Origin of the sequence: Pseudomonas sp. NGC7, from assembly GCF_047159675.1 — a bacterium.
Classification (GTDB): domain Bacteria; phylum Pseudomonadota; class Gammaproteobacteria; order Pseudomonadales; family Pseudomonadaceae; genus Aquipseudomonas; species Aquipseudomonas kermanshahensis.
Map to the genome: position 1 here is coordinate 601,310 of NZ_BAAFZY010000001.1, position 26,857 is coordinate 628,166.

The following is a 26,857-nucleotide window of genomic DNA, read 5'->3' on the forward strand; positions in this document are numbered from 1 at the left end:
GAGGTTCACTGTCGTGGCTAAAGAAAAATTTGATCGTTCCCTTCCCCACGTTAACGTCGGCACCATCGGCCACGTTGACCACGGTAAGACCACTCTGACCGCAGCTCTGACTCGCGTCTGCTCCGAAGTTTTCGGTTCGGCAGTCGTTGAGTTCGACAAGATCGACTCGGCTCCGGAAGAAATGACTGTCACTCTGATCAAGACCATCGCAATGGAAGACGGTCTGCGCTTCGCTATCCGTGAAGGCGGTCGTACCGTCGGCGCCGGCGTCGTAGCCAAAATCATCGAGTAATCACTCGACCGATTGAAAAAACCCCCGCTCAGCGGGGGTTTTTTTTATTGGGTTGACACTAAATTGGGGCGTCTATAGAATCACGCCTCCTTTTAGCGGGCGTAGTGCGTCCGTTGGGAACAGCCTGGAGTCTGAAATCCAATGCAAAATCAGCAAATCCGTATCAGGTTGAAGGCTTTCGACCATCGCCTGATCGACCAATCCACCCAGGAAATCGTGGAAACCGCGAAACGTACTGGTGCACAAGTGCGTGGTCCAATTCCACTGCCTACCCGCAAAGAGCGTTTCACCGTTCTGGTCTCCCCGCACGTCAACAAAGACGCGCGTGACCAGTACGAGATTCGCACTCATAAGCGTGTTCTGGACATCGTCCAGCCAACGGATAAAACCGTTGACGCGCTGATGAAGCTTGATCTCGCGGCAGGTGTGGAAGTGCAGATCAGCCTCGGCTAAGACTTCGGTCTTGTCCGTGTAACGCTCTGAAATGGGCGGCCATAGCGGGTGAAAGCCCCGTACACTCATGAGGTTACAACATGACTATTGGTGTAGTCGGTCGTAAATGCGGTATGACCCGCGTTTTCACCGAAGAAGGTGTCTCCATTCCGGTCACGGTCATTGAGATCGAGCCGAATCGCGTCACCCAGTTCAAGACTGAAGAAACCGATGGCTACCGTGCAGTGCAAGTCACTGTCGGCGAGCGTCGTGCTTCGCGTGTGACTGCTGCTCAAGCAGGTCACTTCGCTAAAGCGAACGTTGCCGCTGGTCGCGGTGTCTGGGAGTTCCGCCTTGAAGAAGGCGAGTTCCAGGCTGGCGACTCGATCAAAGCTGAACTCTTCACTGCAGGCCAGCTGGTAGACGTTACTGGTCAGTCCAAAGGTAAAGGCTTCGCCGGTACCATCAAGCGCTGGAACTTCCGTGGTCAGGACAACACCCACGGTAACTCCGTGTCGCACCGCGTCCCAGGCTCCATCGGCCAGTGCCAGACTCCTGGTCGTGTGTTCAAGGGCAAGAAAATGTCCGGTCACATGGGCGCCGAGCGCGTGACTGTTCAGTCCCTGGAAGTAGTACGCGTAGACGCTGAACGCAACCTGCTGCTGATCAAGGGTGCCGTACCTGGCGCTACTGGCGGCGACGTGGTTGTACGTCCGGCTGTCAAGGCTCGCGGTTAAGGGGAAACTGACATGCAACTTAATGTAAATGACGCTCAGGCGATCGAAGTTTCCGAACTGACTTTCGGTGGCGAATTCAACGAGACGCTGGTTCACCAAGCAGTCGTGGCCTACATGGCCGGCGGCCGTCAGGGCACCAAGCAGCAAAAGACCCGTTCCGACGTGGCTGGTGGCGGTAAGCGCCCATGGCGTCAGAAGGGTACTGGCCGTGCTCGTGCTGGTACCACTCGTGGTCCGATCTGGCGTGGCGGTGGTGTTACCTTCGCAGCTCGCCCTCAAGATCACTCGCAAAAGCTCAACAAGAAGATGTATCGCGCAGCTCTGCGCTCCATCCTCGCTGAGCTGGTGCGTAGCGACCGTCTGGTCGTGGTTCAGGACTTCGCTGTTGAAGCACCGAAAACCAAAGATCTGCTGAACAAGCTGAACGGCATGGGTCTGAGCGACGTTCTGATCGTTTCGGACGCTGTTGATCAGAACCTGTACCTGGCTGCTCGCAACCTGCCACACGTCGATGTACGTGACGTGCAAGGTTCCGACCCGGTCAGTCTGATCGCATACGAGAAAGTGTTGATCACTGTCTCGGCCGTGAAGAAATTCGAGGAGCTGCTGGGATGAACCAGGAACGCGTATTCAAAGTCCTCCTTGGCCCGCACGTTTCCGAGAAGGCTACCGTTCTGGCTGAGAAAAAAGGCCAGTTCGTATTCAAGGTTGCTACTGACGCAACCAAGCTGGAAATCAAGAAAGCTGTCGAAGGCCTGTTCAACGTAAAAGTTGAAAACGTGTCGACCGTTAACGTTCTGGGTAAAACCAAGCGTACCGCACGTGGTCTGGGCAAGCGTAATGACTGGAAGAAGGCAATTGTCTCCCTTCAGCCAGGCCAAGATCTCGATTTCAGCAGCAGTGCTGAGTAAGGAAGGGGTGCATCATGGCAATCGTTAAATGCAAACCGACTTCCCCTGGCCGCCGTTTCGTGGTCAAGGTGGTCAACAAGGAGCTCCACAAGGGCGCTCCTCACGCACCGCTGCTCGAGAAGAAATCGAAGTCTGGTGGTCGTAACAACAATGGCCGCATTACCACTCGTCACGTTGGTGGTGGTCATAAGCAGCATTACCGTCTGGTCGACTTCCGTCGCAACGACAAAGATGGCATTCCAGCCACTGTCGAGCGTATCGAATACGATCCAAACCGTACTGCTCACATCGCCCTGCTGTGCTATGCAGACGGTGAGCGTCGCTACATCATCGCCCCTAAAGGCGTGAGCGCTGGCGATCAGCTGATCGCAGGTTCCCTGGCCCCAATCAAGGCCGGTAACTCCCTGCAGCTGCGTAACATCCCAGTAGGTAGCACCATTCACGGCATCGAACTGAAGCCGGGTAAAGGTGCACAGATCGCTCGTTCCGCTGGTGCTTCGGCTCAGCTGATCGCTCGCGAAGGTGTCTACGTGACCCTGCGTCTGCGCTCTGGTGAAATGCGTAAAGTACTGGCTGAGTGCCGTGCGACCCTGGGCGAAGTCTCGAACTCCGAGCACAGCCTGCGTTCGCTGGGTAAAGCAGGTGCCAAACGCTGGCGCGGCGTTCGCCCAACCGTTCGTGGCGTTGCCATGAACCCGGTTGACCACCCGCATGGTGGTGGTGAAGGTCGTACCTCCGGTGGTCGTCATCCGGTATCGCCATGGGGCTTCCCAACCAAGGGTGCTAAAACCCGTGGTAATAAGCGTACCGACAACATGATCGTCCGTCGTCGCAAGTAACTAGAGGGATACGACAGTGCCACGTTCTCTGAAAAAAGGTCCTTTTATCGATCTTCACCTGTTGAAGAAGGTCGAAGTGGCGGTGGAGAAGAACGATCGCAAGCCAGTTAAAACCTGGTCGCGTCGCTCGATGATCCTGCCACAAATGGTCGGTCTGACCATCGCGGTTCACAACGGTCGCCAGCATGTCCCAGTTCTCGTGAACGAAGACATGGTCGGCCACAAACTGGGCGAGTTCGCCGGTACCCGCACTTATCGCGGGCACGTGGCTGACAAGAAAGCCAAGCGTTAAGGGGTAAGGAAATGGAAGTAGCCGCTAAGTTGTCGGGCGCTCGCATCTCCGCCCAGAAAGCCCGCTTGGTCGCCGACCAGATCCGCGGGAAGAAGGTGGGCGAAGCGCTCAACCTGTTGGCCTTCAGCAGCAAAAAAGCCGCTGAAATCATGAAGAAAGTCCTCGAGTCGGCCGTTGCCAACGCCGAACACAACGAAGGCGCAGACGTTGATGACCTGAAGGTCTCCACCGTCTTCGTCAACGAAGGGCGTTCGCTGAAGCGCATCATGCCACGTGCCAAAGGCCGTGCTGATCGCATCGTCAAGCGGTCTTGCCATATCACTGTCAAGGTTGCGGACAAGTAACGGAGTCGATCAGATGGGTCAGAAAGTACATCCCACTGGCATTCGCCTGGGAATCGTCAAGGAGCACACCTCCGTCTGGTACGCAGACGGTGCTACTTACGCAGATTACCTGTTGAAGGATCTGAAAACACGTGAGTACCTCCAAGACAAACTAAAAAGCGCGTCCGTAAGCCGTATCGATATTCATCGTCCGGCTCAAACTGCACGCATCACCATCCACACCGCTCGTCCCGGTATCGTTATCGGTAAGAAAGGTGAGGATGTCGAGAAGCTGCGTCAGGACCTGACCAAGCAGATGGGTGTGCCTGTGCACATCAACATCGAAGAGATCCGCAAGCCGGAACTCGACGCTATGCTGGTTGCGCAGAGCGTAGCTCAGCAGCTGGAACGCCGCGTAATGTTCCGTCGCGCCATGAAGCGCGCCGTACAGAACGCCATGCGTATTGGTGCCAAGGGCATCAAGATCCAGGTGAGCGGTCGTCTCGGCGGCGCCGAGATTGCTCGTACCGAGTGGTATCGCGAAGGTCGTGTGCCTCTGCACACCCTGCGTGCCGATATCGACTACAACACCTACGAAGCTCACACCACTTACGGTGTGATCGGTGTGAAGGTTTGGATCTTCAAAGGCGAAGTTATTGGTGGTCGCCAAGAAGAACTGAAACCACAAGCACCAGCGCCTCGTAAAAAAGCTGCTAAGTAAGGGGTACGCCAAATGTTGCAACCAAAGCGTACAAAATTCCGCAAGCAGATGACTGGCCACAACCGTGGTCTGGCACTGCGCGGTAGCAAAGTCAGCTTCGGCGAATTCGCCCTGAAAGCTGTTGCTCGCGGTCGCCTCACCGCTCGCCAGATCGAGTCGGCACGTCGTGCTCTGACTCGTCACGTGAAACGTGGCGGTAAGATCTGGATCCGTGTCTTCCCGGACAAGCCGATCTCCAAGAAGCCTCTCGAGGTTCGTATGGGTAAAGGTAAGGGTTCCGTGGAATACTGGGTTGCCCAGATCCAGCCAGGCAAAGTCCTGTACGAGATCGAGGGTGTTTCTGAAGAGCTGGCGCGCGAAGCTTTCGCCCTGGCTGCTGCAAAGCTGCCTCTCGCCACCTCCTTTGTTAAGCGGACGGTGATGTGATGAAAGCGAATGAACTTCGTGAAAAATCGGCACAGCAGCTGAACGAGCAACTGCTCGGCTTGCTGCGCGACCAGTTCAATCTGCGTATGCAGAAAGCAACTGGCCAGTTGGGGCAGTCGCACCTGCTCTCGCAAGTTAAGCGTGACATCGCTCGCGTGAAAACTGTGCTCAACCAGCAGGCAGGTAAGTGATCATGGCTGAAGCTGAAAAAACCGTCCGTACGCTGACTGGCCGTGTCGTCAGCGACAAAATGGACAAGACCATCACCGTTCTGATCGAGCGTCGCGTAAAGCACCCGATCTACGGTAAATACGTTAAGCGTTCGACTAAGCTGCACGCGCACGACGAAGCCAACCAGTGCAAGATCGGCGACAAGGTTTCCATCCGTGAAACCCGTCCGCTGGCCAAGACCAAGTCCTGGGCACTGGTTGAAGTCCTCGAACGCGCTGTTGAAGTCTAAGGGCTAGGGGTCGGAGAAATTTTATGATTCAGACTCAATCCATGCTCGATGTGGCCGATAACAGCGGCGCTCGTCGCGTCATGTGCATCAAGGTACTCGGCGGTTCGCACCGCCGTTACGCCGGCATCGGTGACATCATCAAAGTAACCGTCAAGGAAGCAATTCCGCGCGGTAAGGTCAAAAAAGGCCAAGTGATGACCGCTGTTGTCGTCCGTACCCGTCACGGTGTACGTCGCGCTGACGGTTCCATCATTCGTTTCGACGGCAACGCTGCTGTTCTGCTGAACAACAAGCAAGAGCCGATCGGCACTCGCATCTTCGGGCCAGTGACCCGTGAACTTCGTACTGAGAAGTTCATGAAGATCGTCTCGCTCGCCCCTGAAGTGCTGTAAGGAGATCCGACATGCAAAAGATTCGTCGTGACGACGAGATCATCGTGATCGCCGGCAAAGACAAAGGTAAGCGCGGTAAGGTGCTGAAGGTTCTCGCTGATGACCGTCTGGTCATCGGTGGCGTGAACCTGGTCAAGCGTCATACCAAGCCTAACCCGATGGCGGGCGTTCAGGGCGGTATCGTCGAGAAAGAAGCGCCTCTGCACGCTTCCAACGTTGCCATCTTCAACGGCGAAACCAACAAGGCTGACCGCGTTGGTTTCAAAGTAGAAGACGGTAAGAAAATTCGTGTCTTCAAGTCGACCCAAAAAGCGGTTGATGCTTGAACACTGCTAGGTAGAAGACCATGGCACGACTGAAAGAGATTTACCGGAACGAAATCGCTCCCAAGCTTAAGGAAGAACTTAAGCTGTCGAACGTGATGGAAGTTCCGCGCGTTACCAAAATCACCCTGAACATGGGTCTGGGCGAAGCGATCGGCGACAAAAAAGTCATCGAGCACGCTGTTGCCGACCTGGAAAAGATCACCGGTCAAAAGCCGGTCGTGACTTTCGCTCGTAAATCCATCGCGGGCTTCAAAGTCCGTGAAGGATGGCCGATCGGCGTCAAGGTGACCCTGCGTAGCGACAAGATGTACGAATTCCTGGACCGCCTGCTGGCGATCTCCCTGCCTCGGGTTCGCGACTTCCGCGGCCTGAATGCCAAGTCCTTCGATGGCCGTGGCAACTACAGCATGGGCGTGAAAGAGCAGATCATCTTCCCGGAAATCGATTACGACAAGATCGATGCTCTGCGCGGTTTGGACATCACCCTGACCACCACTGCTCGTTCGGATGACGAAGGCCGCGCTCTGCTGCGTGCTTTCAAATTCCCGTTCCGCAACTGATTGGAGTAGGAAAATGGCCAAGAAGAGCATGAAAAACCGCGAGCTGAAGCGTCAGCTCACGGTAGCCAAGTTCGCCAAAAAGCGTGCTGAGCTGAAAGCGACCATCGTCAACCTGAACGCCTCTCCAGAAGAGCGTTTCGCTGCCGTTGTCGCTCTGCAGAAGCAGCCACGTGATGCCAGCGCTGCGCGTCTGCGCAACCGTTGCCGCCTGACCGGTCGTCCTCACGGTGTATACCGTAAGTTCGGCCTGGGCCGTAACATGCTGCGTCAAGCGGCAATGCGCGGTGACGTACCAGGTCTGGTCAAGGCCTCCTGGTAATCGCTGCAGGTGTGATCCCGGTGGAAGGGGAGCAATCTTCCGACCGCCGGTGACCTCGCCAACAAACAAGCCCCTATATGGGGCTTGTTTCGTTTCTACCTTGTGTCTAGAATGACCGGCTCACCTGAGCCTGGGTTTTTTGCCCAATCCGCTCGGGTGGTTGTGATAGCCGCAAGGCTAATAATTCTTGTATCAGGAGCATCTAGCCCATGAGTATGCAGGACCCGTTAGCGGACATGCTAACTCGCATCCGTAATGCCCAGATGGCTGAAAAGTCCGTCGTAAGCATGCCTTCCTCTACGCTGAAGGTCGCGGTTGCCAAAGTTCTGAAGGATGAAGGTTACATCGCTGGCTACCAAGTCAGTGGCGAAGCCAAGCCCTCCCTGTCGATCGAACTGAAGTACTTCGAAGGCCGTCCGGTCATCGAGGAACTGAAGCGCTCCAGCCGTCCAGGCCTGCGCCAGTACAAGGCCGTTACCGATCTGCCGAAAGTACGTGGCGGTTTGGGCGTGTCTATTGTCTCCACCAACAAAGGTGTGATGACTGATCGCGCTGCGCGCGCTGCCGGTGTCGGCGGCGAAGTTCTCTGCACAGTGTTCTAAGGGGGGATAGACATGTCTCGCGTCGCTAAGAACCCCGTTAAGCTGCCATCTGGTGTCGAAGTCAAATTCGCCGGCCAGCAGCTTTCGGTGAAGGGTGCCAAAGGCACTCTCGAACTGAACGTTCACTCGTCTGTTGAAGTTACCGAAGAGTCTGGTGAGCTGCGTTTCGTCGCTCGCAATGGTGACCAGCAAGCTCGCGCCATGGCCGGTACTACCCGCGCTCTGGTCAACAACATGGTCCAGGGCGTAAGCCAAGGCTTCGAGCGCAAGCTCCAGCTGGTCGGTGTTGGTTACAAGGCACAGGCCAAGGGCACTATCCTGAACCTGGCCCTGGGCTTCTCGCACCCAGTGGACTACGAACTGCCAGCCGGTATCACCGCTGAAACGCCTAGCCAGACCGACATCCTGATCAAGGGTATCGACAAGCAGCTGGTAGGTCAGGTGGCCGCTGAAATCCGCGACTTCCGTCCACCAGAGCCTTACAAAGGTAAAGGTGTGCGTTACGCGGACGAAGTAGTCCGTCGTAAAGAAGCCAAGAAGAAGTAGGGCCTAGCAAATGACCGACAAAAAAGTTACTCGACTGCGTCGCGCTCGCAAAGCACGCCTCAAGATGCACGAACTCGAAGTCGTGCGCCTGTGCGTGTTCCGCTCCTCGCAGCACATCTACGCCCAGGTCATTTCGGCCGACGGCAGCAAGGTTCTGGCAAGCGCCTCGACCTTGGACAAAGACCTGCGTGATGGCGCCACTGGCAACATCGACGCGGCCACTAAGGTTGGCAAGCTGGTAGCTGAGCGTGCGAAAGCCGCCGGTGTATCTCAAGTTGCCTTTGACCGTTCCGGCTTCAAGTACCATGGCCGCGTCAAAGCGCTGGCTGATGCTGCTCGTGAAGGCGGGCTGGAGTTCTAAGTTATGGCAAATAACGATCAAAAGCGCGACGAAGGCTACATCGAGAAGCTGGTTCAAGTTAACCGCGTTGCCAAGACCGTAAAAGGCGGCCGTATCTTCACCTTCACCGCGTTGACCGTGGTTGGTGATGGTAAAGGTCGTGTCGGCTTCGGCCGTGGCAAATCGCGCGAAGTACCTGCTGCGATCCAGAAAGCCATGGAAGCTGCTCGTCGCAACATGATCCAGGTTGACCTGAAGGGCACCACCCTGCAGTACGCCACCAAGGCTGCCCACGGCGCCTCGAAGGTTTACATGCAGCCTGCCTCGGAAGGTACCGGTATCATCGCCGGCGGTGCAATGCGTGCTGTCCTGGAAGTTGCTGGCGTTCAGAACGTTCTGGCCAAGTGCTACGGTTCGACCAACCCAGTGAACGTGGTTTACGCCACCTTCAAGGGTCTGAAAGCCATGCAATCTCCTGAATCCATTGCTGCCAAGCGCGGCAAGAGCGTCGAGGAGATCTTCTGATCATGGCAACCGTTAAAGTAACGCTGATCAAGAGCGTCTCGGGCCGTATCCCTAACCACAAACTGTGCGTTAAGGGTCTGGGTCTGCGTCGCATCGGTCACACTGTAGAAGTCCAGGATACTCCCGAGAATCGCGGGATGATCAACAAGGCTTACTACATGCTGCGCGTCGAGGGTTAATCGATGAAACTCAATGATCTGAGTCCAGCGCCGGGTTCCCGTCGCGAAAAGCATCGTCCGGGTCGTGGTATCGGTAGCGGTCTGGGTAAGACCGGCGGCCGTGGCCACAAAGGTCAGACCTCCCGTTCGGGTGGTTCGATCGCTCCGGGCTTCGAAGGCGGTCAACAGCCGCTGCACCGTCGTCTGCCGAAATTCGGCTTCGTTTCCCTGAAAGCCATGGACCGCGCAGAAGTGCGTCTGTCCGAGCTGGCCAAAGTGGAAGGCGACGTGATCTCCGTGCAATCCCTGAAGGATGCCAACGTGATCAACCAGCACATTCAGCGTGTGAAAATCATGCTGTCTGGCGAAGTTACTCGCGCAGTCACCATCAAGGGCATCGCAGCCACCAAGGGTGCGCGTGCGGCTATCGAAGCAGCTGGCGGCAAATTCGAGGAATAAATGGCTAAGCAAGGTGCTCTCTCTTCGCTCGGTAAGGGCGGGATGTCGGAACTCTGGGCTCGTCTGCGCTTTCTGTTCATGGCGATCATCGTCTATCGGATAGGTGCGCATATCCCGGTTCCAGGCATCAATCCGGACCGTCTGGCGGATCTGTTTCGGCAGAATGAGGGGACCATTCTTAGCTTGTTCAACATGTTTTCCGGTGGCGCGCTTGAGCGCATGAGCATCTTTGCACTGGGGATCATGCCGTACATTTCGGCATCGATCATCATGCAGCTGATGACGGCGGTCAGCCCGCAACTGGAGCAGTTGAAGAAGGAAGGTGAAGCTGGCCGTCGCAAGATCAGCCAGTACACCCGCTACGGCACCGTTATCCTGGCGCTGGTCCAAGCCATTGGCATGTCCATTGGCCTGGCCAACCAGGGCGTGGCGTTTTCTGTCGGCCTGGGCTTCCATGTCGTCGCGGTTTCCACGTTTGTGGCCGGCGCGATGTTCATGATGTGGCTGGGCGAGCAGATCACCGAGCGCGGTGTGGGCAACGGTATCTCGATGTTGATCTTCGCAGGTATCGTTGCCGGTCTTCCGAGAGCAATCGGGCAGTCTTTCGAGTCTGCGCGTACAGGCGATATCAACATTTTCGCCCTGGTCGCAATCGGTTTGCTGGCAGTAGCGATTATCGGTTTCGTGGTGTTCATTGAGCGTGGTCAGCGTCGTATCGCCGTTCACTACGCCAAGCGTCAGCAGGGCCGCAAGGTCTTCGCTGCGCAGACCAGCCACTTGCCGTTGAAGGTGAACATGGCGGGGGTTATCCCGGCTATTTTCGCCAGCAGCATTTTGCTGTTCCCGGCTTCGCTGGGTGCCTGGTTCGGTCAGTCCGAAGGTATGGGCTGGTTGCAGGACATCTCGCAGTCGATCGCTCCTGGTCAGCCGTTGAACATCTTGCTGTTTAGTGCAGGGATCATTTTCTTCTGCTTCTTCTACACAGCGCTGATGTTCAATCCGAAAGACGTAGCGGAAAACCTGAAGAAGTCCGGTGCCTTTATTCCGGGTATCCGTCCTGGTGAACAGTCGGCTCGCTACATTGATGGCGTTCTGACCCGTTTGACCATGTTCGGTGCTCTTTACATGATGGCCGTCTGCCTTCTGCCCCAGTTCCTGGTGGTGGCAGCAAATGTGCCGTTCTACCTTGGCGGGACCTCGTTGCTGATTGTGGTAGTGGTTGTGATGGACTTCATGTCCCAAGTACAATCGCACCTCGTTTCGCACCAGTACGAATCCCTGATGAAGAAAGCCAACCTGAAAGGCTACGGTGGCAGCGGTTTGCTGCGCTGATACGCCCCTAAGGTTCGAGGAGTCGGTAATGAAAGTTCGTGCATCGGTGAAAAAGCTGTGCCGTAACTGCAAGATCATCCGTCGCGAAGGCGTCGTACGAGTGATCTGCAGCGCGGAACCGCGTCACAAACAGCGCCAAGGCTGAGTGTGATCGTCGCTTCAAACCCAGCAGCTAGTGTGCTGCTGGGTTGATTATTCGTTTCTACAGCGATATTATCTCGCGCCCTATTTCTTGGCTTCCGGGGCGTAGGTAGCTGTCAATTGGAGTCCCACTGAATGGCCCGTATTGCAGGCGTCAACATTCCAGATAACAAGCATACTGTTATCTCGCTGACCTACATCTATGGTGTCGGTCGCACAACTGCGCAGAAGATCTGTGCAGACGCTGGTGTAAACCCAGCCGCTAAGATCAAGGATCTGAGCGACGAGCAAATCGAAACCCTGCGTGGCGAAGTCGCGAAGTTCACCACCGAAGGTGACCTGCGTCGTGACATCAACATGAAGATCAAGCGCTTGATGGACCTGGGTTGCTACCGCGGCCTGCGTCATCGTAAAGGTCTGCCGGTTCGCGGTCAGCGCACCAAGACCAACGCACGCACCCGTAAGGGCCCGCGTAAGCCGATCCGCAAGTAACCGCCCAGGAATATAGACATGGCAAAACCTGCTGCTCGTCCTCGTAAGAAAGTCAAAAAGACAGTGGTTGATGGCATCGCCCACATCCATGCGTCTTTCAACAACACCATCGTGACCATCACCGACCGTCAGGGCAATGCGTTGTCCTGGGCGACCTCCGGTGGTTCGGGTTTCCGTGGTTCGCGCAAATCCACCCCGTTCGCAGCACAGATCGCTGCTGAGCGTGCTGGTCAAGCTGCGCTGGAATACGGTCTGAAGAACCTCGACGTTAACGTCAAGGGTCCAGGTCCAGGTCGTGAGTCCGCCGTTCGTGCATTGAACAGCTGCGGCTACAAGATCGCCAGCATCACCGACGTGACGCCAATCCCGCACAACGGGTGCCGTCCGCCGAAGAAGCGTCGCGTGTAATCAGGAGACAGAAGAATGGCACGTTACATTGGTCCAAAATGCAAACTGTCTCGTCGTGAAGGCACCGATCTGTTCCTGAAGAGCGGCGTTCGCGCTCTGGAATCGAAGTGCAACATCGAAGCAGCCCCAGGTATCCACGGCCAGCGCCGTGGCCGTCAGTCCGACTACGGTACCCAGCTGCGCGAGAAACAAAAAGTCCGTCGTATCTACGGTGTTCTGGAGCGTCAGTTCCGCGGTTACTACCAAGCTGCTGCCTCGAAAAAAGGCGCAACCGGTGAGAACCTGCTGCAACTGCTCGAGTGCCGTCTGGATAACGTCGTCTACCGTATGGGCTTCGGCTCGACTCGTTCCGAGTCCCGTCAGCTGGTTTCGCACAAAGCGATCAGCGTCAACGGTAAGACTGTAAACATTCCATCCTACCAAGTTCGTCCGGGTGACGTGGTCGCGGTTCGCGAGAAGTCGCTGAGCCAGCTGCGCATTGTTCAAGCCCTTGAACTGTGCGCCCAGCGTGGCCGCGTTGAGTGGGTTGACGTGGATGCTGCTAAAAAGTCGGGCGTTTTCAAGAACGTTCCTGCTCGCAGCGACCTGTCTGCCGACATCAACGAGAACCTGATTGTCGAGCTCTACTCCAAGTAAGGGCTAGAAAATAGGTGCATCCATGCAGATTTCGGTAAATGAGTTCCTGACTCCCCGCCACATTGATGTGCAGGTAGTCAGTCCGACCCGCGCCAAGATCACGCTCGAGCCTCTCGAGCGTGGCTTCGGCCATACCCTGGGCAACGCGCTGCGCCGCATCCTGTTGTCCTCCATGCCTGGCTGTGCAGTAGTCGAGGCCGAGATCGATGGCGTACTCCATGAGTACTCCGCGATCGAAGGTGTTCAGGAAGACGTAATTGAAATCCTGTTGAACCTGAAAGGCCTGGCTATCAAACTGCACGGTCGTGACGAAGTTACGCTGACCTTGTCGAAAAAGGGTTCGGGGGTGGTTACCGCTGCCGATATTCAGCTGGATCACGATGTCGAGATCGTCAACCCCGATCACGTAATCGCGAACCTGGCGTCGAACGGCGCCCTGAACATGAAGCTCACCGTAGCTCGTGGTCGTGGTTACGAGCCGGCCGACTCCCGTCAAACCGACGAAGACGAAAGCCGTAGCATTGGCCGTCTGCAGTTGGACGCTTCGTTCAGCCCGGTGCGTCGTATCGCCTATGTGGTCGAAAACGCCCGTGTTGAACAGCGTACCAACTTGGACAAGCTGGTCATTGATCTGGAAACCAACGGCACCCTGGATCCTGAAGAGGCAATCCGCCGCGCTGCGACCATCCTGCAACAGCAGCTGGCCGCGTTCGTCGACCTCAAAGGTGACAGTGAGCCTGTCGTAGTCGAGCAGGAAGACGAGATCGATCCGATCCTGCTGCGTCCGGTTGACGACCTGGAACTGACTGTACGTTCGGCCAACTGCCTCAAGGCGGAGAACATCTACTACATCGGCGACCTGATTCAGCGTACCGAAGTAGAGCTGTTGAAGACTCCTAACCTGGGCAAGAAGTCCCTGACTGAAATCAAGGACGTCCTGGCCTCTCGTGGTCTGTCTCTCGGCATGCGCCTCGACAACTGGCCGCCTGCAAGTCTTAAGAAAGACGACAAGGCGACCGCCTGATCGTCGTAATCACCGAACGTAGTGTTTGGTAAGGAATGAATCATGCGTCATCGTAAAAGTGGACGTCACCTGAGCCGTACCAGCTCTCACCGCAAAGCTATGTTCCAGAACATGGCTGTGTCGCTGATCGAGCACGAGCTGATCAAAACCACCCTGCCGAAAGCCAAGGAACTGCGCCGCGTTGCCGAGCCGCTGATCACCCTGGCCAAGGAAGACAGCGTTGCTAACCGTCGTCTGGCCTTCGACCGTACCCGTTCGAAGTCCGCTGTTGGCAAACTGTTCAACGATCTGGGCAAGCGTTACGCCACCCGTCAGGGCGGCTACCTGCGCATCCTGAAGTGCGGTTTCCGCGCTGGCGACAACGCGCCTATGGCGTACGTCGAGCTGGTTGATCGTCCAGTCGGTGGTGCTGTAGAAGCTGCCGAGTAAGACGTTCTGTCTGCTACAAAGAACCGGGCCTTGTGCCCGGTTTTTTGTGTCTGCAAGTATTGTTAATTTCTATTGATACAAGTCATGTAATGAATTTGTCCTGAAACGACCGTTCGTCAATACTCCTATCCAAGCCGATTAGCCGGCAGTTCTAGACCGATAAGGAGAGCCCATGAGCAAGATTCTCACCACCGCCAGCGGTGCACCTGTAGCTGACAACCAGAATTCCCGCTCTGCCGGCCCCCGCGGCCCGCTGCTGCTCGACGATTTCCACCTGATCGAGAAGCTCGCCCACTTCAACCGCGAGAACATCCCAGAACGTCGTGTTCACGCCAAGGGTTCGGGGGCGTACGGCACCTTTACCGTTACCCGCGACATCACCGGCTACACCAGCGCCAAGCTGTTCGAACAGGTCGGCAAGGAGACCGAAACCTTCCTGCGCTTCTCCACGGTCGGTGGCGAACGTGGTTCGGCTGACACCGAGCGTGATCCGCGTGGTTTCGCCGTCAAGTTCTATACCGAGGAAGGCAACTGGGACATCGTTGGCAACAACACCCCGGTGTTCTTCATCCGTGACCCGCTCAAGTTCCCGGATTTTATCCACACCCAGAAGCGCCACCCGCAGTCCAACCTGAAGAACGCGCAAATGATGTGGGACTTCTGGTCACACTCGCCCGAGGCGCTGCACCAGGTCACCATCCTGTTCTCTGACCGCGGCATCCCGGACGGCTACCGTCACATGCACGGATTTGGCAGCCACACCTACAGCCTGATCAGCGCCGCCGGTGAACGTACCTGGGTGAAGTGGCACTTCAAGACCCAGCAAGGCATCAAGAACCTCGCCCCTGCTGACGCTGCACGCTTGGCCGGTACAGACCCGGACTACGCCCAGCGCGACCTGTTCGAGGCCATCGAGCGCGGCGACTACCCGCGCTGGACCGTGTGCATCCAGGTGATGACTGAGGCCGAGGCCGCCAGCCGTGACGAGAACCCGTTCGATGTGACCAAGACCTGGTCGCAGAAGGATTATCCGCTGATTGAGGTGGGCGTACTGGAGCTCAACCGTAACCCGCTCAACTACTTCGCTGAGGTCGAGCAAGCGGCGTTTGGCCCGAGCAACATGGTCCCAGGTGTCGGGCTGTCGCCTGACCGCATGCTGCAGGGCCGGGTGTTCGCCTACGCCGATGCACATCGCTACCGCGTGGGCACCAACCACCAGCAGTTGCCGGTCAACGCACCGCGCTCTGCGGTCAACAGCTACCAGCGTGATGGTTCGATGGCTATTGGCAGCTACGGCAGCGCGCCGAACTACGAGCCCAATAGCTATGGCGATGCACCCAAGCAGTCGCCACGCCATGCTGAGCCTGCCCTGGCCCTGAATGGCTCGGCTGATCGCTACGATCACCGTGAGGACAATGACTACTACAGCCACGCCGGTGCACTGTTCCGCTTGATGAACGAACAGCAGAAGGCCCTGCTGATCAACAACATCGCGGGCGCCATGGCAGGCGTGAGCGACGATGTCATCCAACGCCAGTTGCAGTACTTCTTCAAGGCTGACCCGGCCTACGGTGAGGGCATTGCCAAGGCGCTGGGCGTGAATCTCGCCTAAGTCGAAGTGATAAGAAGAACCGCCCTCATTTGGGCGGTTTTTCAATGAATATCACTACTGTTTAACCGATTTTTTGGATCTAATTGCGCGTTTTTCAGTGACCGCGAGCAAAACGTGGTTCACACTATGTCCATTGATGTTTTCACATGGAGAAGCAGGGCGATGCAAGGTCACCCGGACGTAATCAACTACCTCGTCACGTTGCTGAAGGGCGAACTGGCAGCACGCGACCAGTACTTCATTCACTCGCGTATGTATGAAGACTGGGGCCTGTCCAAGCTCTACGAGCGCATCAACCACGAGATGGAAGAAGAAACGCAGCACGCCGACGCGCTGATGCGCCGCATCCTCATGCTCGAAGGCACCCCCGACATGCGCGCGGATGACCTCGAAGTGGGCAGCACTGTGCCGGAGATGATCGAAGCCGACCTCAAGCTGGAATACAAGGTCCGCGCCGCGCTGTGCAAAGGCATCGAGCTGTGCGAGTTGCACAAGGACTACATCAGCCGCGACATCTTGCGCGCGCAGTTGGCCGATACCGAAGAAGATCACACCTACTGGCTGGAGAAGCAGCAGGGCCTGATCAAGGTTATCGGCCTGGAGAACTACCTGCAGTCGCAGATGTAAGTTATCCACAGTCAATAAAAAGCCCCTGGCACTTACGGTGCCAGGGGCTTTTTTATGCACAGGCGAATCAGGCCCGGTCACGCTCCAACAGCGGCTTGAGGTAATGCCCGGTGTAGGACTGCTTCATCTTGGCCAGTTCTTCCGGTGTACCGCTGGCAATGATCTGCCCACCTTTGGAGCCACCTTCCGGCCCCAAGTCCACCAGCCAGTCGGCGGTCTTGATCACGTCCAGGTTGTGCTCGATCACCACCACGGTGTTGCCGTGGTCGCGCAGGCGGTGCAGCACATCGAGCAACTGCTGGATATCGGCAAAGTGCAGGCCCGTGGTTGGCTCGTCGAGGATATACAGGGTCTTGCCGGTATCGCGCTTGGACAGCTCGCGGGACAGCTTCACCCGCTGAGCCTCACCGCCCGACAAGGTAGTCGCCGACTGGCCCAGCTTGATGTAGGACAGGCCTACGTCCATCAGGGTTTGCAGCTTGCGCGCCAACGCCGGGACCGCGTCGAAGAACTCGCGGGCGTCCTCGATGGTCATTTCCAGCACCTCGTGGATGTTCTTGCCCTTGTACTTGATCTCCAGGGTTTCGCGGTTGTAGCGCTTGCTCTTGCACACGTCGCACGGCACGTAGATGTCGGGCAGGAAGTGCATCTCGACCTTGATCAGGCCATCGCCCTGGCAGGCCTCGCAACGGCCGCCCTTGACGTTGAACGAGAAGCGCCCTGGGCCGTAGCCGCGTGAGCGCGATTCTGGAACACCCGAGAACAGCTCGCGGATCGGCGTGAAAATGCCGGTGTAGGTTGCCGGGTTCGAACGCGGTGTGCGGCCAATCGGGCTCTGGTCGATATCCACCACTTTGTCCAGGTGCTGCATGCCATCCATGCTGCTGTGCGGCGCGGCTTCCAGGCTGCTCGCGCCGTTGAGCGCGGTAGCGGCGAGCGGGTACAGGGTGTTGTTGATCAGGGTCGATTTGCCCGAACCCGACACGCCCGTTACGCAGGTCAGCAGGCCGATCGGGATTTCCAGGTCGACGTTCTGCAGGTTGTTACCGCGCGCGCCCTTGAGCTTCAGCGAGAGTTTTTTGTCGCGTGGCGTGCGTTTGGCTGGGACGACGATTTTCTTGCGCCCGGACAGGTATTTGCCAGTCAGCGAGTCAGGATGCGCCATGACCTCCTCGGGCGTGCCCTCGGCGACGATCTGGCCACCATGCACCCCGGCACCCGGGCCGATGTCCACCACATAGTCGGCTAAACGAATAGCGTCTTCGTCGTGTTCCACCACGATGACCGTATTGCCCAGGTCGCGCAGGTGGTTGAGGGTGGCCAGCAAGCGGTCGTTGTCGCGTTGATGAAGACCGATGGACGGTTCATCGAGGATGTACATCACCCCGACCAGGCCCGCACCGATCTGGCTGGCCAGGCGGATGCGCTGGGCCTCACCACCCGACAGTGTGTCGGCGCTGCGGTCCAGGGTGAGGTAGTCCAGGCCGACGTTGACCAGAAACTGCAGGCGCTCGCAGATTTCCTTGAGAATTTTCGCTGCAATTTCGCCACGGCGCCCGGTCAGGGTCAGCTCGCCGAAGTAGCTGCTGGCTTCACCGATCGGCAGGTTGGTGACGGCCGGTAGGGTTTTTTCGCCCACCCACACGTGCCGAGCTTCGCGCCGCAGACGGGTGCCGCGGCAGTCAGGGCAGGGTTGGGTGCCGAGCAGTTTGGCCAGCTCTTCACGCACGGTGGCCGACTCGGTCTCGCGGTAGCGCCGCTCCAGGTTCGGCACAATGCCTTCGAACGGGTGCGAGCGTTTGACGATGTCGCCGCGGTCATTCAGGTATTTGAAGTCGACGCTCTGCTTGCCGCTGCCTTGCAGGATCACCTTCTGGTGCTCGGCCGACAGCTCGCCGAACGGCGCCTCAAGGCTGAACCCGTAGTGCGCGGCCAGCGAGCCAAGCATCTGGAAGTAATAGACGTTGCGCCGGTCCCAGCCGCGTATAGCGCCCTCGGCCAGGGTCAGCTCGGTGTTGACCAGGCGTTTGGTGTCGAAGAACTGCTTGACCCCCAGGCCGTCACAGGTCGGGCAAGCACCGGCTGGGTTGTTGAAGGAGAACAGCTTGGGCTCCAGCTCACTGATCGCATGGCCACAGACCGGGCAGGCGAAGCGAGCGGAGAAGATCATCTCTTCGCCTTCTTCGTCGTCCATCGGCGCCACCAAGGCGATACCGTCGGCCAATTTGAGTGCCGTCTCGAACGACTCGGCCAGACGCTGCTGCAGGTCGGCGCGGACCTTGAAGCGGTCTACCACCACATCGATGCTGTGCTTCTTCTGTTTATCCAGCTTGGGCAGCTCATCGAGCTCGTAGAGCTTGCCGTTGACCCGCGCACGGACGAAGCCCTGGGCGCGCAGTTCGTCGAACACCGCCAAGTGCTCGCCCTTGCGCTCGCGGATCACCGGTGCCAGCAGCATCAGCTTGCTGCCTTCGGGGCGCTCCAGTACCAGGTCGACCATCTGGCTGACGGTCTGCGCCTCCAGCGGGATGTCGTGGTCCGGGCAGCGCGGCGTGCCAACGCGGGCGTAAAGCAGGCGCAGGTAGTCGTAGATCTCGGTGATGGTGCCGACGGTGGAGCGGGGGTTGTGCGAGGTCGACTTCTGCTCGATGGAAATGGCCGGGGAGAGGCCTTCGATGGTGTCGACGTCGGGCTTTTCCATCATCGACAGGAACTGCCGGGCATAGGCCGACAGGGATTCGACATAACGGCGCTGGCCTTCGGCGTACAGTGTGTCGAATGCCAGGGAGGACTTGCCGGACCCGGACAGGCCGGTGATGACGATCAGCTTGTCCCGCGGCAGGGTCAGGTCGATGTTCTTCAGGTTGTGGGTACGTGCCCCACGAATCAGGATCTTGTCCACTGCGGCCTCGCTCGGCGGGCATAAACAAAGAAGTATACGGCGCGCTGCCAGTACGCGGCAAAGCGTCGCGTATATGCCGTCAAGCTGTCGGACTGATAGAATCGCCGCCGGTTCACACGAGGTTAATCCATGCACGACACCCACAACGAGCGCATGAGTGGCAGCGAAACCCGCGCCGCAGGCGGCCTGGCCCTGGTCTTTGCCTTTCGTATGCTGGGCATGTTCATGGTCTTGCCGGTGCTGGCCACCTACGGCATGGACCTGGCCGGTGCCACACCCGCGCTGATTGGCCTGGCCATTGGCGCCTACGGCCTTACCCAGGCGGTCCTGCAGATCCCGTTCGGCATGGTGTCCGACCGCATCGGCCGGCGCCCGGTAATTTACCTGGGGCTGGTGATCTTCGCCCTGGGCAGCGTGCTGGCGGCCCAGGCCGACTCTATCTGGGGGGTCATCGCCGGGCGCATTCTGCAGGGTGCGGGGGCGATTTCCGCCGCCGTCATGGCACTGCTGTCCGACCTGACCCGGGAACAGCATCGCACCAAGGCCATGGCCATGATCGGCATGAGCATCGGCCTGTCGTTCGCTGTCGCCATGGTCGTCGGCCCGCTGTTGACCCGTGCCTACGGGCTGTCAGGATTGTTCTTGTCCACGGCAGGGCTTGCGCTGGTGGGCACCCTGCTGATCGCCTTCGTCGTGCCTAGCACTCACAGCACCTTGCAGCACCGTGAGTCGGGCGTTGCCCGCCAGGCACTGGGCCCGACCCTGCGCCATCCGGACCTTCTGCGCCTGGACATCAGTATCTTCATCCTCCACGCCATCCTCATGGCCAGCTTCGTCGCACTGCCCTTGGCCTTCGTCGAGCGTGGCGGCCTGCCCAAGGAAGAGCACTGGTGGGTCTACCTGACCGCGCTGTTCATCTCATTTTTTGCAATGATCCCGTTCATCATCTACGGCGAAAAAAAGCGCAAGATGAAACGCGTACTGGCCGGAGCGGTCAGTGTGTTGCTGCTGGTCGAGGTGTTCTTCTGGCAGTGGGCTGACAACTTGCGCGGACTGGTGATTGGCACCGTGGTATTCTTTACCGCATTCAACCTGCTGGAAGCCTCGCTGCCTTCGTTGGTGAGCAAGGTGTCGCCTGCGGGTGGCAAGGGAACGGCGATGGGGGTGTACTCCACCAGCCAGTTCCTGGGTGCCGCCCTGGGGGGCATCCTCGGTGGCTGGTTGTTCCAGCACGGTGGGCTGAACATGGTGTTCCTCGGTTGCGCGCTGCTGTGTGCCGTATGGTTGGTCGTCGCGTTGCGCATGAACGAGCCGCCGTATGTGACCAGCCTGCGCATGCCGCTGACGCCCGAGGCAGTCCGGGAAGCCGGGTTGACCGAACGCCTGATGGCCGTGCCGGGTGTGACCGACGCCGTTGTGGTGGCAGAAGAAGCCGCCATCTATATCAAACTGGATACGAAAATTTTGGACCGTACGACCCTCGAGCGTCTGGTGAACCCAGCCTCTTCGGCGTGCGAAGCCTAGGAGAACGTTATGGCCCGTGGGGTTAACAAAGTCATTCTGGTCGGCACCTGTGGCCAGGATCCCGAAGTCCGCTACCTGCCCAACGGTAACGCCGTGACCAACCTGAGCCTGGCTACCAGCGAGCAGTGGACCGACAAGCAGTCGGGCCAGAAGGTCGAGCGTACCGAGTGGCACCGTGTGTCGCTGTTCGGCAAGGTTGCCGAAATCGCCGGTGAATACCTGCGCAAGGGTTCGCAGGTGTACATCGAAGGCAAGCTGCAGACCCGCGAGTGGGAAAAAGACGGCATCAAGCGCTACACCACCGAGATCATCGTCGACATCAACGGCACCATGCAGCTGCTGGGCGGCCGTCCGCAGAACCAGCAAGGTGGCGGCGACCAGTACAACCAGGGTGGTGGCAACAACTACAACCAGGGTGGCCAGCAGCAACAATACAACCAGGCGCCACCACGTCAGCAGGCCCAGCGCCCGCAACAGGCTCCTCAGCGCCCAGCGCCGCAGCAGCCAGCGCCGCAGCCGGCGGCTGACTTTGACAGCTTTGATGACGATATTCCGTTCTGAAGTGTAGGTTTTACAAAGCCGTAAACATAAGAAGCGAAGCCATTGATTTGGCTTCGCTTTTTTATTGTTTACAGATTTTTGCGGGATAAGGGCTACATTTGTTAAGCGTTTACCTTTCAAAGGCGTAAACAAATGGCTCTCAATCCCTACGTTGTAAAAACGCTCGTGTTGAGTTCTGGAGAGCGTTTGCCGGTGCTGATTGCACTAGCCACGGGTGCTCCCCTATTCGAGCCGTCTGTTTACGTGCTCAGCGAGATTCGGGCTACCAACAGAGCGAGCAACACGATTGACCAGGTCTTGCGGTCGATCATGGTGTTGCAGCTATTCCTCGACTCGAGAGGGATTGATATTCAGCAGCGGATCCGCCAGGGCGGGGTTTTTCGTCTAAACGAGCTCGACGAACTTGTCCGGTACTGCAGGCGGCCTGTCGCTGATCAACTGAAGCGCAAATCACTTCCCCGTGCCCAGGAATCTGTTCCTAGATTCTCCGGGGAAAGTGTGCGCCTTGTTCAACGACAATCTGCACCGGCTGAAGTGGCGGGTCATACCGCAGCTAACCGTATTCGGGTAATCCGCGACTATCTTGATTGGTTGGTGAGATACCACATGGCTCGCTATCTCTCGGGTGCAGTTGAGGGTGAGCGTCTTCGGAATGAATGGACGTCCTGCAAAGAGGCGCTAGACGCGCGGGTGCCGCGTCATAAAGGCCGGAATACCATCGGACAGCGGGAAGGGCTTCAGGCTGAGGTGGCTGAGCGACTTCTCACTGTTACGTCACCTACATCACCGGAGAACCCTTGGAAGGGGGAAGGCACATGCATTCGAAACGCTCTCCTGGTCCGGTGGTTCTATGAGCTTGGCCTGCGTCGTGGCGAAGTTTTAAACGTAAAGATTCCCGATATTAACTTTCAGTCGGAGGAGCTGACGGTGGTCAGGCGTGCAGATGATCCCGAGGATCCCCGAAAGGAGCAGCCACTGGTCAAGACGCGCGACCGAAAGATTCCGTTATCCCCAGGCCTTTGTAAGCTGACGCACGAATACATAACAAACACACGCCGAGCATTTGAGGGCGCTAGACGTCACCCATTTCTATTCATCGCCATGGGCACCGGGGCGCCTCTGTCGCTCAGTGCTGTAAACGCGATATTCGCCGAACTGCGGAATGCATTTAATGGTGAGTTCGATACTGTTACTCCGCATGTTCTTCGCCACACTTGGAATGACCGCTTCTCGGTCCTAATGGACAGAGCGAAGGTATCCGAAGCCGAAGAAGAGCGCATGCGTTCGTTTCTGATGGGGTGGGCACCGACCTCGAAGACCTCGGTAAATTACACCCGTCGGCACGTCCGACTGAAAGCTCAGCAGGTGTCCTTGGCGATGCAAGCTACGCAAGTAGAAGGTATCTCAAGTGATGACTGAAAACCGAGTGATTACATGTAAATCGTCAAGTTATTTGGGCCTGCCAGCCACAGTGAGGACGCTCAGCGGAGCAGTTTTCGACCCAAGTGCCAACCGTTGGACGTTCCATGATGGCCTCCAACCAATCAGTGTGAACTTCGGAAGGTTGAGTGGGTGTGCTACAGATGAGTTAATCGCAGCAGCGAAATTTCCTTTGATTTGGTATGCCGAAAATGCGCAGGCGGTAACAATTGTCAATCTGTTTGATAATTTGAGGCGTTTACTGGAATCGGTATCGGCTGCACAGGGCCAGCCCGTCGGTGTTATCGATGCACCGCTGCTCGCCAGCTTTCGAGCTTCTCTGACATGGGAAACTGAGTGGAGGCTGGGGAGCTTAAGCGCCTTTTTCAAGAAGTGGGACAGTTTGGGCGTTCCGGGCTTGACGAAGGCTGCCATACGTTTGCTGAAAAGCCTTCGCCTCAAAGGGAATCCCAAGGGCACGTCCGTCCTCACGATGGACCCGCTCAAAGGACCGCTTACTGACATCGAGCGCTCAGCCACGCAAGCAGCTCTTAACGATGCCTTTGCCGCCAAGACGATTGAACTAGATGACTTTCTCCTGGCCTGGCTATGTTTGCAGTTGGGGCAAAGGAATATTCAATACGCAATGTTGAAAGTAGGCGATGTCAGGGAAATTGTGAAAGCTGATGGGGCCATCGAGTACGTACTTCGCGTTCCTAGGGTTAAACAGGGGAGGGCGGGGGCACGGCGGGAACATTTCAAGGATCGACTGATCATCCCGAGCATCGGAAAAATGCTTAAAAGATACGCGGACAGTGTCTACGACCGGTTTGGACGTGAGGGCAAGTTCTCCGGCGCACTATCCCAAGTGCCATTGTTTCCGCAAAGGATGCCGACAAAAAAGATCCGTCCAGGATTTCACCATCACACATCGCCTGAAGAGATCGGCAACAGAATCAAATCGGTATTTAAGGCCTTGCGTGTGTATTCGGAGCGGACCGGTGAACCCATCAAAATCACCTCCAAAAGACTGCGACATACGGTGGCTACGTCTGCGGCAAGAGAAGGGCATGGTGAGCTCATCATCGCTGAGTTGCTCGACCACACCGACACTCAGAATGTCGGAATCTACGTGAAATCTACGCCGGAAATCATCGAGCGGATCGATCGTGCCGTGGCGCTTCGAATGGCCCCGCTTGCTCATGCCTTTGCCGGTGTCGTCATTATTAGCGAGTCTGCCGCGATTCGTGGCCATGATCCCACGAGTCGTATTGTGGACCCTCGATTCGGCGAAGCGATGAAACCGATGGGAAACTGTGGTCGCGACGGACCGTGTGGTTTTATGGCTCCTATCGCTTGCTACACCTGTAGAAGCTTCCAGGCTTGGGTAGACGGCCCTCATGACGCATTACTGGAGTACTTGCTGCTTGAGCGCGAGCGTCTGAGCGCAGAGGCTGACGGCCGTATTGCAGCAGTAAATGACCGTACGATTCTTGCCGTTGCGGAGGTGGTTCAGCTCGCACGAGAGAGGCGTGGGGGGATGAAGGATGCCTGATAGCGTAGTGGTATTCACACCCAAGGCAGAGCGCGATGCTGCGGAGAATCTGAGCGAGTTTATTTCAATGGCTCGCTCTCAACTGACCATTTTCGGAGCCGACCTACGTTTTGACGATATGGCATGGGATGTCACGGAGGCGACTCAGCAGAAGGGCCGTGGAAAGGAACGGGTCCGCGTTTGCTTTTCTACTCAAGAGTCAGCAGGCGATAGGCTACCTACTCAGATGTCTGAGCCCTTTGTACTTTTTGCGAAAGCGTACGTCCGATTTATGCAGGGTATACGACCGACCAAGAATCAAGCTTTTCGCGTCACTGCACTGAGGGCGCTTGACGCGGCCTTTAGGGAAAGCGATCACTTAACTCCGGTGATGATAGACGGAGGTACGTTCAATCGTGCCGCACGCATTATCGCTGAACGGCTTAAAGAAACGACAGCCTATCGAGTTGGTACTCAGCTTGAGCTGATTGCAACATTCATCTCCGAACACCGTTTGACGGCAGTTCCTCTCTCCTGGCGTAGTCCTATTAACCGACCGCTCGACGCAGCCCGAGTGGGGCCGGATTTCGACAAGCGCCGCGGCGAAAAAATGCCATCTCAAGCAGCATTGGAAGCGCTTCCCAAGGCGTTTCACTTTGCCACTCAAACCAAAGATATACTGTTTTCGTCTATTGCCGCCATTCTCTGCTCGGCGCCTGATCGCATCAATGAGGTGTTACTGCTTGCCGAGAATTGTGAGGTTCATGAAAAAACGTCAGGCGGTAGAGCCGCTTATGGCTTGCGGTGGAAGCCGGCTAAAGGGGCTGATCCAATGGTTAAATGGATTATCCCCTCAATGGCTCCAGTTGTCGCTGAGGCCATTGCCAGGATTCGACGATTAACGGAAGACGCTCGGCGTATTTCTAGATGGTACGAGTTGAATCCAGAAAAACTTTATCTATCTCAGAATTTGCAGCACCTGAGGAGCGAAGAATTTCTAACAATGGAAGAGGTTCAGCAGGTAATTTTACTGGATAAAGGATCGGCTTCATTTGCGTATGCATGGTGCTCCGCAAATAATGTTTTTCTGATCAAAAAAAGCAATCGTTTATACGCCCGATTTACTGATATCGAAAAGGCCGTAATAGCACAGCTTCCATCAGGTTTCCCACTATTAAATGCAGTGGTAGGGCTCAAATTTTCAGAGGCACTCATCGTAGTGCGGCGAAACGAGTTGCATCCTGAGAGAGGTACATTTGGCTGCGTCATTGAGCCAGTCAGTAGCAATCAGGTCAATACAGCACTCGGAACGAGAAGTGCGCACGGTTTTGAGTCAATATTTGACCGGCTTGGTTTGACAGAGCCCGACGGAAGCCCAATTCGAGTCTCTACCCATCAATTCCGCCACTACCTGAACACCCTTGCTCAGGCGGGGGGGATGAGTCAGCTGGACATTGCGAAGTGGTCGGGCCGGCTAGACATCCGCCAGAACGAGGCGTATGACCATGTGACCGCAGATCAAATGGTGGCGAAGATTCGTGAGTCCATTGGCGATCAAACCCTCATGTTTGGTCCGCTTGCACAGCTGCCAAAAAATATCCCCATCTCAAGAGATGAGTTTGCACGGCTTAAGATTCCGACGGCGCACACGACTGATTTCGGCTTCTGCGTGCATGACTACACGATGACGCCATGTGAACGACATGCGGATTGTATCAATTGCAATGAGCATGTCTGCGTAAAGGGGGACGAAGGTAAGGCTATGAGGGTGAGGCGTCGACTAGAAGAGGCGAAGCAACTGTTGAGTCGTGCTGAGGAGGCAACGGTACAAGGTTATTACGGCGCTGACCGATGGATGGAGCATCACCAGAAGACAGTGCAGCGATTAACCCAGCTCACAGATATTTTTGACAACCCTGCAGTTGCGGTTGGCGCTGTCATCCAATTGGGGGATGTTCCGACTGTGTCCTGGCCAGAAGCAGAGCAAGCCTTAGAGGATCGTGGCGCATCTGATAGAGATTCGACTCCGGATCGCTTGGCGCGGGCGGGCGTTAGCCATATAAAAGGAAATGAACATGGTTAAACGGCGGGCGAAAAATATTGATGACTGCGCGCTTGAAAGAATTGTCGGTGTATTGGACGGATGGGCTGCCAAACTTTCTTGGGATCTGTTCGTTGATGAGATTGAGAATCGACTTGGTGTTCGCTACACGCGTCAGGCGCTCGATAAACACGCTCGGATAAAAATGGCATATCAGTCTACAAAACAGAGGCTTAGCAAGGCGCCCGGTCCTGAGAAGCAAAAAAAACTATCCTCCCAAGAGCTTGGGCCGATTATGGAGCGTCTTGAGCGATTGGCTGCTGAGAACGCTCGACTGAAAGTAGAAAATGAACATATACTTGAGCAGTTTGTGACGTGGGCTTATAACGCCTACTTGAAAGGTTTGACTAAAGAGTATCTGAATACCCCTCTCCCTCTGGTGGATAGGGAGCTGACTAAGAATGCCCTCGGCAAAAAATATGGAGCTCAGGAGTAGCTTAAATTTTCAATGTGCT

38 protein-coding genes and 1 pseudogene are annotated in these 26,857 nt (G+C 56.8%); 38 read left to right on the forward strand and 1 reads right to left on the reverse strand.

All coding sequences use genetic code 11. The features are described from left to right. Positions 1-13: 13 nt before the first annotated feature. From ACMCNM_RS02685 to bfr, 32 genes and pseudogenes are all read left to right on the forward strand, one after another. Positions 14-181: pseudogene (locus ACMCNM_RS02685) on the forward strand (GTP-binding protein); the annotation flags it as partial. Between the two features lie 30 nt (positions 182-211). After that, positions 212-292, forward strand: a complete 81-nt coding sequence (locus ACMCNM_RS02690; RefSeq protein ID WP_023835866.1) for an elongation factor Tu — start codon at positions 212-214, stop codon at positions 290-292. 141 nt (positions 293-433) lie between these two features. Next, on the forward strand, positions 434-745 hold the full coding sequence (gene rpsJ, locus ACMCNM_RS02695; RefSeq protein WP_003186070.1) for a 30S ribosomal protein S10: 312 nt from the start codon (positions 434-436) through the stop codon (positions 743-745). Positions 746-825: 80 nt separating this feature from the next. After that, positions 826-1,461 (forward strand): 50S ribosomal protein L3, encoded by a 636-nt coding sequence (gene rplC, locus ACMCNM_RS02700; RefSeq protein ID WP_027594871.1) that lies wholly within the window; start codon positions 826-828, stop codon positions 1,459-1,461. Between the two features lie 12 nt (positions 1,462-1,473). Next, positions 1,474-2,076, forward strand: coding sequence for a 50S ribosomal protein L4 (gene rplD / locus ACMCNM_RS02705; protein ID WP_003255485.1), 603 nt, complete (start codon positions 1,474-1,476; stop codon positions 2,074-2,076). After that, complete coding sequence (gene rplW, locus ACMCNM_RS02710; RefSeq protein WP_003255484.1) at positions 2,073-2,372, forward strand: 50S ribosomal protein L23; 300 nt, start codon at positions 2,073-2,075, stop codon at positions 2,370-2,372. Before rplD ends, rplW begins: the two co-directional genes overlap by 4 nt. 14 nt (positions 2,373-2,386) lie before the next feature. Next, complete coding sequence (gene rplB, locus ACMCNM_RS02715; RefSeq protein ID WP_027594872.1) at positions 2,387-3,211, forward strand: 50S ribosomal protein L2; 825 nt, start codon at positions 2,387-2,389, stop codon at positions 3,209-3,211. 16 nt (positions 3,212-3,227) lie between these two features. Continuing rightward, positions 3,228-3,503 carry a 30S ribosomal protein S19 gene (rpsS, locus tag ACMCNM_RS02720; protein ID WP_003255482.1) on the forward strand — a complete coding sequence of 92 codons (276 nt, stop codon included), beginning with the start codon at positions 3,228-3,230 and terminating at the stop codon, positions 3,501-3,503. 11 nt (positions 3,504-3,514) lie between these two features. Then, positions 3,515-3,847, forward strand: a complete 333-nt coding sequence (gene rplV / locus ACMCNM_RS02725) for a 50S ribosomal protein L22 (RefSeq protein ID WP_003103908.1) — start codon at positions 3,515-3,517, stop codon at positions 3,845-3,847. A gap of 13 nt (positions 3,848-3,860) precedes the next feature. Further along, the gene (gene rpsC / locus ACMCNM_RS02730; protein ID WP_003255481.1) at positions 3,861-4,547 is read left to right on the forward strand and encodes a 30S ribosomal protein S3; all 687 of its coding nucleotides are present in this window, start codon (positions 3,861-3,863) and stop codon (positions 4,545-4,547) included. A gap of 12 nt (positions 4,548-4,559) precedes the next feature. Continuing rightward, positions 4,560-4,973 (forward strand): 50S ribosomal protein L16, encoded by a 414-nt coding sequence (rplP, locus tag ACMCNM_RS02735; RefSeq protein ID WP_003255479.1) that lies wholly within the window; start codon positions 4,560-4,562, stop codon positions 4,971-4,973. After that, on the forward strand, positions 4,973-5,164 hold the full coding sequence (gene rpmC / locus ACMCNM_RS02740; protein WP_002555481.1) for a 50S ribosomal protein L29: 192 nt from the start codon (positions 4,973-4,975) through the stop codon (positions 5,162-5,164). The genes rplP and rpmC overlap by 1 nt, the downstream gene beginning before the upstream one ends. A gap of 2 nt (positions 5,165-5,166) precedes the next feature. Further along, positions 5,167-5,433 carry a 30S ribosomal protein S17 gene (gene rpsQ, locus ACMCNM_RS02745; protein WP_003255478.1) on the forward strand — a complete coding sequence of 89 codons (267 nt, stop codon included), beginning with the start codon at positions 5,167-5,169 and terminating at the stop codon, positions 5,431-5,433. 23 nt (positions 5,434-5,456) lie between these two features. Further along, complete coding sequence (gene rplN / locus ACMCNM_RS02750; RefSeq protein ID WP_002555479.1) at positions 5,457-5,825, forward strand: 50S ribosomal protein L14; 369 nt, start codon at positions 5,457-5,459, stop codon at positions 5,823-5,825. Positions 5,826-5,836: 11 nt separating this feature from the next. Further along, a complete protein-coding gene (gene rplX, locus ACMCNM_RS02755) occupies positions 5,837-6,151 on the forward strand; it encodes a 50S ribosomal protein L24 (protein WP_003255476.1) in 315 nt (104 codons plus the stop codon). A 20-nt stretch (positions 6,152-6,171) separates the two neighbouring features. After that, positions 6,172-6,711 carry a 50S ribosomal protein L5 gene (rplE, locus tag ACMCNM_RS02760; RefSeq protein ID WP_003255474.1) on the forward strand — a complete coding sequence of 180 codons (540 nt, stop codon included), beginning with the start codon at positions 6,172-6,174 and terminating at the stop codon, positions 6,709-6,711. A gap of 13 nt (positions 6,712-6,724) precedes the next feature. Next, positions 6,725-7,030 carry a 30S ribosomal protein S14 gene (gene rpsN / locus ACMCNM_RS02765; RefSeq protein WP_012316516.1) on the forward strand — a complete coding sequence of 102 codons (306 nt, stop codon included), beginning with the start codon at positions 6,725-6,727 and terminating at the stop codon, positions 7,028-7,030. Positions 7,031-7,239: 209 nt separating this feature from the next. Continuing rightward, on the forward strand, positions 7,240-7,632 hold the full coding sequence (rpsH, locus tag ACMCNM_RS02770) for a 30S ribosomal protein S8 (RefSeq protein WP_027594873.1): 393 nt from the start codon (positions 7,240-7,242) through the stop codon (positions 7,630-7,632). Between the two features lie 12 nt (positions 7,633-7,644). Then, positions 7,645-8,178 (forward strand): 50S ribosomal protein L6, encoded by a 534-nt coding sequence (gene rplF, locus ACMCNM_RS02775; RefSeq protein WP_027594874.1) that lies wholly within the window; start codon positions 7,645-7,647, stop codon positions 8,176-8,178. A 10-nt stretch (positions 8,179-8,188) separates the two neighbouring features. After that, positions 8,189-8,539, forward strand: coding sequence for a 50S ribosomal protein L18 (gene rplR / locus ACMCNM_RS02780; RefSeq protein ID WP_008089801.1), 351 nt, complete (start codon positions 8,189-8,191; stop codon positions 8,537-8,539). Between the two features lie 3 nt (positions 8,540-8,542). After that, positions 8,543-9,043 carry a 30S ribosomal protein S5 gene (gene rpsE, locus ACMCNM_RS02785; protein WP_003255465.1) on the forward strand — a complete coding sequence of 167 codons (501 nt, stop codon included), beginning with the start codon at positions 8,543-8,545 and terminating at the stop codon, positions 9,041-9,043. 2 nt (positions 9,044-9,045) lie between these two features. Beyond that, positions 9,046-9,222 (forward strand): 50S ribosomal protein L30, encoded by a 177-nt coding sequence (rpmD, locus tag ACMCNM_RS02790; protein WP_008089798.1) that lies wholly within the window; start codon positions 9,046-9,048, stop codon positions 9,220-9,222. 3 nt (positions 9,223-9,225) lie between these two features. Further along, positions 9,226-9,660, forward strand: coding sequence for a 50S ribosomal protein L15 (gene rplO, locus ACMCNM_RS02795; protein ID WP_003255461.1), 435 nt, complete (start codon positions 9,226-9,228; stop codon positions 9,658-9,660). Continuing rightward, entirely contained in the window at positions 9,661-10,992 is a 1,332-nt protein-coding gene (gene secY, locus ACMCNM_RS02800; protein WP_003257108.1) for a preprotein translocase subunit SecY, read from the forward strand. It abuts the gene before it with no gap. 28 nt (positions 10,993-11,020) lie between these two features. After that, the gene (gene rpmJ, locus ACMCNM_RS02805; RefSeq protein WP_002555468.1) at positions 11,021-11,137 is read left to right on the forward strand and encodes a 50S ribosomal protein L36; all 117 of its coding nucleotides are present in this window, start codon (positions 11,021-11,023) and stop codon (positions 11,135-11,137) included. Between the two features lie 131 nt (positions 11,138-11,268). Beyond that, positions 11,269-11,625 (forward strand): 30S ribosomal protein S13, encoded by a 357-nt coding sequence (gene rpsM, locus ACMCNM_RS02810; RefSeq protein WP_003255457.1) that lies wholly within the window; start codon positions 11,269-11,271, stop codon positions 11,623-11,625. A gap of 18 nt (positions 11,626-11,643) precedes the next feature. After that, a complete protein-coding gene (rpsK, locus tag ACMCNM_RS02815) occupies positions 11,644-12,033 on the forward strand; it encodes a 30S ribosomal protein S11 (protein WP_003255454.1) in 390 nt (129 codons plus the stop codon). A 15-nt stretch (positions 12,034-12,048) separates the two neighbouring features. Next, positions 12,049-12,669 carry a 30S ribosomal protein S4 gene (rpsD, locus tag ACMCNM_RS02820; RefSeq protein ID WP_009681977.1) on the forward strand — a complete coding sequence of 207 codons (621 nt, stop codon included), beginning with the start codon at positions 12,049-12,051 and terminating at the stop codon, positions 12,667-12,669. A 22-nt stretch (positions 12,670-12,691) separates the two neighbouring features. Next, entirely contained in the window at positions 12,692-13,693 is a 1,002-nt protein-coding gene (locus ACMCNM_RS02825; RefSeq protein ID WP_003255452.1) for a DNA-directed RNA polymerase subunit alpha, read from the forward strand. 42 nt (positions 13,694-13,735) lie between these two features. Then, positions 13,736-14,122 carry a 50S ribosomal protein L17 gene (gene rplQ / locus ACMCNM_RS02830; protein ID WP_003255451.1) on the forward strand — a complete coding sequence of 129 codons (387 nt, stop codon included), beginning with the start codon at positions 13,736-13,738 and terminating at the stop codon, positions 14,120-14,122. A gap of 172 nt (positions 14,123-14,294) precedes the next feature. Then, positions 14,295-15,734: a catalase gene (locus ACMCNM_RS02835; RefSeq protein WP_412763896.1), complete on the forward strand. Its 1,440-nt coding sequence runs from the start codon at positions 14,295-14,297 to the stop codon at positions 15,732-15,734. 162 nt (positions 15,735-15,896) lie between these two features. Next, entirely contained in the window at positions 15,897-16,361 is a 465-nt protein-coding gene (gene bfr, locus ACMCNM_RS02840) for a bacterioferritin (RefSeq protein ID WP_008089766.1), read from the forward strand. Positions 16,362-16,428: 67 nt separating this feature from the next. On the opposite strand, the gene uvrA is transcribed toward bfr, so the two are convergent. Further along, positions 16,429-19,263 carry an excinuclease ABC subunit UvrA gene (gene uvrA / locus ACMCNM_RS02845; protein WP_186682789.1) on the reverse strand — a complete coding sequence of 945 codons (2,835 nt, stop codon included), beginning with the start codon at positions 19,261-19,263 and terminating at the stop codon, positions 16,429-16,431. A gap of 129 nt (positions 19,264-19,392) precedes the next feature. Between uvrA and ACMCNM_RS02850 the strand changes: the two genes are divergently transcribed. From ACMCNM_RS02850 to ACMCNM_RS02875, 6 genes are all read left to right on the forward strand, one after another. Beyond that, complete coding sequence (locus ACMCNM_RS02850; protein ID WP_085274033.1) at positions 19,393-20,787, forward strand: MFS transporter; 1,395 nt, start codon at positions 19,393-19,395, stop codon at positions 20,785-20,787. 9 nt (positions 20,788-20,796) lie between these two features. Beyond that, entirely contained in the window at positions 20,797-21,348 is a 552-nt protein-coding gene (locus ACMCNM_RS02855; RefSeq protein WP_027594878.1) for a single-stranded DNA-binding protein, read from the forward strand. Between the two features lie 132 nt (positions 21,349-21,480). Further along, positions 21,481-22,767, forward strand: coding sequence for a tyrosine-type recombinase/integrase (locus tag ACMCNM_RS02860; protein ID WP_412763897.1), 1,287 nt, complete (start codon positions 21,481-21,483; stop codon positions 22,765-22,767). Continuing rightward, complete coding sequence (locus tag ACMCNM_RS02865) at positions 22,760-24,322, forward strand: site-specific integrase (protein WP_412763898.1); 1,563 nt, start codon at positions 22,760-22,762, stop codon at positions 24,320-24,322. The genes ACMCNM_RS02860 and ACMCNM_RS02865 overlap by 8 nt, the downstream gene beginning before the upstream one ends. Next, positions 24,315-26,384: an integrase gene (locus tag ACMCNM_RS02870; RefSeq protein ID WP_412763899.1), complete on the forward strand. Its 2,070-nt coding sequence runs from the start codon at positions 24,315-24,317 to the stop codon at positions 26,382-26,384. The genes ACMCNM_RS02865 and ACMCNM_RS02870 overlap by 8 nt, the downstream gene beginning before the upstream one ends. Further along, entirely contained in the window at positions 26,377-26,838 is a 462-nt protein-coding gene (locus ACMCNM_RS02875) for a hypothetical protein (protein WP_412763900.1), read from the forward strand. The genes ACMCNM_RS02870 and ACMCNM_RS02875 overlap by 8 nt, the downstream gene beginning before the upstream one ends. Positions 26,839-26,857: the final 19 nt, after the last annotated feature.